This is a genomic window from Thalassolituus sp. UBA675 (genome assembly GCF_002297765.1).
Classification (GTDB): Bacteria; Pseudomonadota; Gammaproteobacteria; order Pseudomonadales; family Oceanobacteraceae; genus Thalassolituus.
Genome location: NZ_DBNJ01000007.1, coordinates 38,106 through 45,935 on the forward strand (window position 1 = coordinate 38,106; position 7,830 = coordinate 45,935).

The window sequence follows — 7,830 nt, forward strand, 5'->3', positions numbered from 1 at the left end:
GGTGGCGTTTCCTTAGCCCGCCTGTTATTCAGGAAGAGTATGAAATTAAAAAAGACCACATTTGTTACCCTGTTGTTTGCGGCGCCTTTGAGTGCGTGGGCAGCGGTCGATCGGACTGCGGTTGTTTCTCTGCTGGAGCGAGAGTGGGGCGAGTTACAGTCGGTGATGGCAGGCGTTCTTGGGGCGTGGGCGCTGTTGCTACAGGGCATGCCCAGTGGCGAAGAAGTCAGCATCATCGCGCGCACAGGCCTTCCTCTCTTATTACTGCTGCCTCTGCGATCGCTGTCGCGCTGGTTTGCTGCCTGGCTGACTGGTTACCTTCGCGGGCTGCACAATCAACTGGTATCGGGCGACATAAAACACAAGGGGCTGCGCGCACTGACCCGGTTTGTTACCAGTATCACGCCGTTGGTACCCTGGCTGCTCCTCTTGTGGGCGTCGCTGCTTGTACCTGTGTTTCCATCATCAGAAGCGGGGCCGGGCGGTGCTCTACCACTGCTCTACGCCGTGTACGTGATTTATGTATTGGTGAATCTGTCTCTGGAGTGGTTTCTTCTCAGCGCCTGTCAGGGCGCTGGCAGCTATCTCAATAGCGAGACGACTGAGCTTCTGGAGCGTCGTTCCCATTCGGTGACGTCGCTTTTACTGCTGCCTTGGGTAGTGATTACCTTGTCCGAATATCTGCTGCAAAGTACCGCAGTAAGTCACCTGATCGGAGCACTGGTCTGGCTGTTCAGCTGGTTGATGCTGAGTTACCTGCTGAACTTCTATCGCGAACCTCTGGTGATTAATCTTAAGCGACTCACACCTGAGCGTTTCGACCCGGTTATCGAGCCGCTGGCGGCGGGGCGCATAACCGTTTTCTTGTTGCCTCTGCTGATTCCGCTAAACCTGGTGTTGTTCTTTCGTGCTTTCCTTGAGCAGTTGCTGGGGGAGTTCGCATGGTATCAGCGCCTGAGTGCACGATGGTTCCGGATGCGGAATCAGTTGCAGGAAGACGCAGAAGAAGCCGAAGTCGCAGAGTGTACCGATGAGAACTATCTGCGCTGGTTTGAGAGCTATGGTGAGGTCGAGTACCCGATCATCAACACCGGACTGAGTGATGTCTTTCAGCGGTACTACAGTGCCTGGATTGCTGATCGCGGTGATGACAATGTCCTACTGATGACGGGCGAGCCGGGTATCGGCAAAAAATCGGCGGTGAAGCGCTTCTGCAAGGAAATTGCAGCTGGCAGCCAGGAAGTTCGCATTTCGATGCTGGATATCCCGGCGCGAACGCTGGATGCAAATACTCTGTTTGGGCTGGTGGGCGAGCAGATCGGCGTCGATCTCGCGGATGGGCCCGTCGCTTTGGCTAACGCCAATGAAGCACTTGAGCCGACTGTCCTGGTTCTTAACAACGCCGAGAACTTGTTCCTTGCTGATGTCGGGGCTCTCGATGCCTGGCAGGCGCTGCTCAGCCTGACGAATGCTCGTGCTGGAAACCTGTTCTGGATGATTGTCATGAATAACCAGAGCTGGGCCTATCTCTGTAATGTATTTGGCCGCAATTATCAGATGCGCAATGTCGTTCGGGTTAAGCGCTGGACTCAGGCGGAAATCCGTTCTTTGATTTTATCGCGTAATCAGCAGAGCGGTTACCGTCTTCGGTACGACGATGTTTTAATGGATACGCGGGCGCCGGCTAATAATTCATTGCGCAATGCCGAACAGAGGTACTTCAGCCTGTTGTGGGATGCGAGTCGAGGTGTTCCTGTTACAGCGTTACGCCTTTGGCAGGAGTCTGTTACGACCCGGCGGAATGAAGTGACCGTGAGGGTACCTCGTATTCCTTCAGGTAGCCGGATTGAAAAGTCGGGCTCAAATCAGTCGTTTATTCTGGCGGCCATCGTGACACACGGCACATTGAATACAGCGGAAATTATGCGGGTGACAAATCTCTCCGAGAACGTAGTCCGTTTCTCACTCAAGGCGACGTTGGAAGATGAAATCGTCGAAAAAGGAGAGGACGGACGCTACCGCATAACCGCGCTCTGGTACCACACCGTTGTCAGTATTCTTAACAGGATGAATATGTTGCATGAATGATACCAGTGGTCTTGTCGATGGCCTGCTGAGTGTTGCAGGCATTTTTAACTTTTACGCTATTTTCCTGTTGTTTGCAGGGGGCGTTGCACTCTGGGCGTTAGCTAAAACTCTGAATAATGTCAGTAACCGGTTGATGGAGAAAATCCCTGCGCGGCGATTCTTTATTCTTCAGATTTCGACGTTATTAAGTTTTGCTCTTTATATTTTCGGTACCGTCGGTTTATTAATCGGTGTATTACAGCCTCCCAAAGAGCTGATATTTGCTGCGGCTGGCTCCGTCGCTGTTGCCCTGGGTTTTGCATTAAAAGACATCGCGGCCTCGTTGGTTGCGGGTATCTTGTTGTTGTTTGATCGCCCATTCCGGGTTGGCGACCGGGTCAGTTTTGGTGATACCTACGGTGAAATTGTATCTATCGGGCTACGCACTGTGCGTTTAGTCACGCTGGACGATAATCTGGTTACGATTCCTAATTCCCGCTTTATAACTGACGTCGTGTCGTCTGGTAACGCTGGCGAACTGGACATGATGGTGGTGACCGATTTCCATCTGGCGTTGGACGCTGATATCCCTTGGGCGCGTAAACTTCTTGAAGAGGTCGTCGTTACCAGTCGCTATGCCTATCTTAAAAAGCCGGTTTCATTCGTTGTCGAAGAACTCGAAGTCGCTCATATGCTGGCAATTCGCCTGCGTGTTAAAGCGTACGTTCTTGATGTGCGCTACGAGAAAGCATTTCAGAGTGACATTGTGCTGCGTGGTACCCAGTTATTAAACGAGCATAAAATAGCTCGTCCTAAGATCTCATCAGAGAGGACGTAATGTTGTACCTGGTTCTCGTCGTAATTGTGATGGCGATCATGTACCTGCCTGGTCTGTGGGTTAAATCTGTACTCAAAAAACACAGTCAGGAGCGTAGCGACTTTCCGGGGAATGGTGGCGATATGGCCAGGCACCTGCTCCAGAAACTCAACATCGATGACGTCAAAGTCGAGGTTACTGAACACGGCGATCATTACGACCCCCAGGACAGAGCGGTACGCCTGACCCAGGATAAGTTTGAAGGGCGTACACTGACCGGTGTTGTCGTGGCAGCTCACGAAGTAGGGCATGCGATTCAGCATCACAATAACGAGAGTTTGTTTACCCTACGCGGTGGCCTGGCCCGCTTGAGCTGGATTGTAAGCAAGGCTGCACCTCTGTTTCTGGCGGCAACGCCCCTGCTGATCTGGATTAACCCGGCGCTTTCCCGTTGGACACTCATCGCAGCGGTTGGCTCCATGCTTATTGGAGTGCTGGTAAACCTCGTGACCTTGCCCGTTGAATGGGATGCCAGTTTTGGTAAAGCACTGCCCATGCTCGAAGAAGGGCAGTATCTAAGCTCGGCGGACATGGCATCTGCGCGCCATATTCTGACGGCAGCAGCCATGACTTATGTTGCTGGTTCACTCGCTAGCTTACTTAATCTGGGCGCACTTGCCCGGATACTCAGGCGTTAAACATGCGCTTACGGACGTTGAAGCTTAAAGGTTCGGGCGGTAGTCTTACAGGTGTCTTTTATCTATGGTGGTTTTATGCAGTTGCTTCGAAACATATTGGTGGTCTCATTTGTTCTGTTCCTGGGTGTCGGTGTTCAGGCTGAAGAGCTAAAGCCCGCGGACGTTGTTCCCGTCGTGAACGGCGAGGTTTACTCCCGAATTGCGCGCGTTGAAGGAGAAGAGGGGGTTACCTCTTTGCAGTACATCAGACCGAATGAAGACTTCAAGACCTGGACCAGCACGGTTATTTACGCCAATTATCGAATAGAAGAGATTGGTGATGATCCTCAGAAAGTAGCGGTCCGCCTTGTTGAAGGACTGCAGGCTCTGAATCCCGGTGCAAAGTATCAGCTGGTGGGTGATGAGAAAGGAAAGGTCGTACTTCTGGACTTCCTTTCATGGCCGCCGAATCGCCAGTATATGGAATTGAGCGTTTACCGTATTCAGAAAGACGAAGCAGGTGAAGGTGTATTTACGGTACAGATGTCAGTACGCATGCCTTTCTACACTGAGATGACAGATGAGCTTGCTACCGAACTGAAGACTTTGCGTGGCTCGTTGCTCCAGCAGACCATTCAGTTTGATATGAAAAAAGTAATATCACTGCTGAAAGGTCAGCGCAAGACTGCTGAAAACGGATCATGACACAGCGCCTCATCATCATCTCAGATGAGCCCGACGAAGACCTGACTGAACAGCTGGTTGCGGCGGCTCATGCTCACGAGCTTAAGCCGATTATTATCGAGCCAGCGTTATTTGATCATGTTGAGCCTCCTGTACTTAATCATGGCGACCTCCTTTATCGGGTTGCCATTACTCACGAGTCTTGTGTGATAGAGCAGCAGCTTGTGCATCCGGGCGTAGCGACCTGCTACCGCGATGCTCTGGGGGCTTTTCTGATCTGGGATAACCAGACACTCTTCCTTGCTCGTAATGGCATCGAAACGCCCCGTACTTTCCATGCCATGACCACCGACCGCGAAGAACTTAAGCGCAGGGTTGAAGCGCTGGGTGGCCTTCCGGTAATTTTTAAAGTCCCGGGTAAATCATTGGGCGTTGGTGTCGTTCGTGTCGATAACTGGCCAACCTTTTATTCTGTTGCTGATGCGCTTGAAAGCGCACACGGCCAGTACGTTCACTTGATGGCATGCGTCGAACCGGCAGAACACTGGCGGATGCTTGTAGTAAATGGTGAAGTCGCTGCAGCCTATCAGAACATCCCTCAAGAGGGGGACTTCAGAACCTGCGTCGATGAAGACAAGAAAGAGTGTTTTACTACACCTCCTCCTGAGTCTGCGAAACAGCTGGCGATTGATGCCTGTGCGGTGCTGGGGCTGGAATTTGGTGGCGTTGATGTGCTGGTGCACACCTCAGGACGAGAATACGTTCTGGAAGTGAACTTTCCCTGCTACTTTGCTCATCCTAAGCACGCAATTGATCTGGATGTTGCCGACCACTTAGTTCGTCATCTGAAACAAAAAGGCCAGCGACTCAAAGAGCAGCTGGCCGGTTAAGCTCGGCAGTTTCTTACTGTACCGCTTTGCGCTTAGATTCCTGCTGAGCGCGTTTCGACTTTTTCTCCATGGCCGCTTCACGCTGCTGAGTTGCTTTGCTGCGTTTTTCAGCGGCTTGTTTAGTTGCCTGCTTTTTACGCTGCTCAACGACTTTCTGCTGGCCCGCTTTCTGATCCGGCTCCGACGCTTTGCGTTTCTCGACTACTTTATGCCGCTGCTCAGAAGCTTGCTTGCGGTGTTGCTCCTTTGGTCGCTTCAGTTCTGCGGCATGGGTGTCGACAGCTGGGTTTGTGCCCACAGAAATGTCTCTGTTCGCAAATACCTGAGGGGCGTTCATCAGTGCGGTCGCTCCTAAGGCACCCATCATCACCTTACTCATAGCTTCACGGCGATTCAGCAGTGCTGGGTGCGGCGTGGCAGACGGTGGGGCCACTCGCTCAGAAAGTGCATTCTGATCGGCCAGACGATCAAGAGCCGTCCAGCATTCTTTAACAGAAATGCCAGCATCACCGGCCAGCGTTTCAATTGATCGGCTGCCGTCTGCAAGGCGCCACACGGCGTAAGCGACTGGGTCTGACTGTTTAAGAAAATCTTGAGTGTCGTCGGCAACTACCGAAGCAACAGGAAATACGGATTGTGTCATGGGAAGCTCCTCATACCCCAGAATACGTCGCCAAAGAACATACCACTAAATGACCTCAGGATCATGACTCTGCCTGCACAATCACCCGTTAGGGTGATCAGCGTGGTACAATAGTGCCCTGAAAATAGCTAGGCGTCAGAGCAGAGCAGCCGTTAACTGCACGACCACAAGGCCGAAAATACCGGCGATTACATCGTCGATCATAATGCCAAAGCCACCGTGGACTTTGGCATCGAGCCATTTGATGGGCCACGGTTTAATAATGTCAAAGAAGCGGAACAGAGCAAACGCATAAGCCAACCACAGCAAATCGGTGCCTAAACTGCCCGACATCGGCAGCCACAACAGCGTAATCCACACCCCGATCCACTCGTCCCAAACGATACCGCCAAAGTCATGTACCCCCATATCACGGGACGTGATTTCACATATCACCACACCAAAGGCGAAACCCGCGAGCAATACGCCGATATACGGTAAGGTCGGTACACCCTGCAATAAAAACCACCACACAGGCAATGCGGCGAGAGTGCCCCAGGTACCCGGCGCCTTCTTAGCCAGACCAGAGCCCAGGCCAAAGGCCAACAGGTGAATCGGGTTTTTCATATCAGGAGGTGTCATAACATACTCAGCACAGGTCAAAACGTACCAGAGAGTATACCGACAAAACGCCTTTGTAGGAGCGCAACGCGAAGCTTGCGCGAAACAACTCAGACCAGAAGATCCAACGGACTGGAGGTCCCGGCAAAGTGCTGCCCCACAACATGCGTATAGATTTGGGTCGTTGCTACATCGCTATGCCCCAACAACTCCTGAACTGCACGAATGTCACGGCCGCTGCGTAACAGCTCAGTAGCAAAGCTATGACGGAAGGTATGGCAGGATATTCGTTTCGACGTCAGCCCGGCACTGATGACTGCCTGCTTTAACGCTTTGCGAGGCACAGAGTCGTGCAAATGATGGCGGCAAAGTACTTTGGTATAGGGATGGCTGCATACAGTCGTAGATGGGAAAACGAACATCCATGCAGGTTGCAAATGCGCAGACGGATACTTCTTACCCAGTGCGCCAGGTAGTGAAGGGCCAACCCCACGTTTGTTATCTTCCTTCTGCAAAGCGATGGCTATTTCAAAAAACTCATGACAGGCAGGCTTTAAGCTTTGCGGAAGGATAGTTACCCGATCTTTAGCCCCCTTCCCATCGAATACCGTCAGGGTACCTCTTGAAAAGTCGAAATCTTTGATCCGCAACCGTAAACACTCAGTGATACGTAGCCCTGATCCAAACAGTAGAGAAAAAATTAAGCGGTCTCGCTCATTGCACACGTCGAGTAGTTTCCCCACTTCGGCTGAGGACAGCACAGTAGGCAGGTGCCGGGGGCGGGTAGCGAACGTGAAGCCAATATCCCCCAATGGCTGGTTAAGGTATTTGTTATAAAGGAAGGCCAAGGCATTCAAGGCAACCTTTTGAGTATTGATTGCGACGTCCCGGCGGTTAGCAAGAAAGCTGAGGAACATAACGACATGCTCAGGCCCAAGGGTTGATGGGTGTTGCAACCGATGAAAGCGGATATAGAACCTGATCCAATAGATATACGTATGTTCGGTACGAATACTGTACCCATGCAGCCGCATGAACTCGCGCACTTCTGTCAGAAATTTGCTCTTAGCCATCCTGGCCTCCAAATGTAAAGGTATACTGGTTAAACATACAGTATGATTTGCGAATTTCAAGAAAATCTGGCACGCTCTATTTTCGTGCTTGCGCGTTTTGTCGGAGCGGGGTAACGTAAACTCCAATCGAATCAAAGACTTGCAAACTTGGTTTACAAGTTTATGTGCGCAGGGTTGCCGAAATAACAGGCGTGCGCGTTTTTCTTGATGGGAGATTTGAGTTATGGAAGATTCTTCATTATTTTCAATAAGTTACCAAGGGAAGCTCGAAAGAGTATCCCAGGATAAACGCGCACGCACACTAATAAGCTGTTAAATGCCAAAAGGAGATCGAATTGAAACGAATAATAGTTGGATGATCTTGCCCCGATAAAACGGA

The 7,830-nt window shown here is 51.4% G+C and carries 8 protein-coding genes; 5 read left to right on the forward strand and 3 right to left on the reverse strand.

Annotated elements, in window-relative coordinates; translation table 11 throughout:
• The first annotated feature begins 39 nt into the window (after positions 1-39).
• From B3007_RS02945 to B3007_RS02965, 5 genes are all read left to right on the forward strand, one after another.
• Positions 40-2,088 (forward strand): hypothetical protein, encoded by a 2,049-nt coding sequence (locus tag B3007_RS02945; protein WP_301376585.1) that lies wholly within the window; start codon positions 40-42, stop codon positions 2,086-2,088.
• Positions 2,081-2,905, forward strand: coding sequence for a mechanosensitive ion channel family protein (locus B3007_RS02950; protein WP_297533107.1), 825 nt, complete (start codon positions 2,081-2,083; stop codon positions 2,903-2,905). The genes B3007_RS02945 and B3007_RS02950 overlap by 8 nt, the downstream gene beginning before the upstream one ends.
• Complete coding sequence (locus tag B3007_RS02955) at positions 2,905-3,582, forward strand: zinc metallopeptidase (protein WP_301376586.1); 678 nt, start codon at positions 2,905-2,907, stop codon at positions 3,580-3,582. The genes B3007_RS02950 and B3007_RS02955 overlap by 1 nt, the downstream gene beginning before the upstream one ends.
• Before the next feature lie 75 nt (positions 3,583-3,657).
• Entirely contained in the window at positions 3,658-4,266 is a 609-nt protein-coding gene (locus tag B3007_RS02960; protein ID WP_301376587.1) for a hypothetical protein, read from the forward strand.
• Positions 4,263-5,135, forward strand: coding sequence for an ATP-grasp domain-containing protein (locus tag B3007_RS02965; protein ID WP_301376588.1), 873 nt, complete (start codon positions 4,263-4,265; stop codon positions 5,133-5,135). Before B3007_RS02960 ends, B3007_RS02965 begins: the two co-directional genes overlap by 4 nt.
• 13 nt (positions 5,136-5,148) lie before the next feature.
• Here the strand turns inward: B3007_RS02965 and B3007_RS02970 are convergent, their stop codons facing one another.
• The 3 genes from B3007_RS02970 to B3007_RS02980 form a co-directional block, all read right to left on the reverse strand.
• Complete coding sequence (locus B3007_RS02970) at positions 5,149-5,778, reverse strand: hypothetical protein (protein WP_068440535.1); 630 nt, start codon at positions 5,776-5,778, stop codon at positions 5,149-5,151.
• A 135-nt stretch (positions 5,779-5,913) separates the two neighbouring features.
• Positions 5,914-6,399, reverse strand: a complete 486-nt coding sequence (locus B3007_RS02975) for a phosphatidylglycerophosphatase A family protein (RefSeq protein ID WP_068440532.1) — start codon at positions 6,397-6,399, stop codon at positions 5,914-5,916.
• An 89-nt stretch (positions 6,400-6,488) separates the two neighbouring features.
• Positions 6,489-7,451 carry an integron integrase gene (locus tag B3007_RS02980; RefSeq protein WP_301376589.1) on the reverse strand — a complete coding sequence of 321 codons (963 nt, stop codon included), beginning with the start codon at positions 7,449-7,451 and terminating at the stop codon, positions 6,489-6,491.
• Positions 7,452-7,830: the final 379 nt, after the last annotated feature.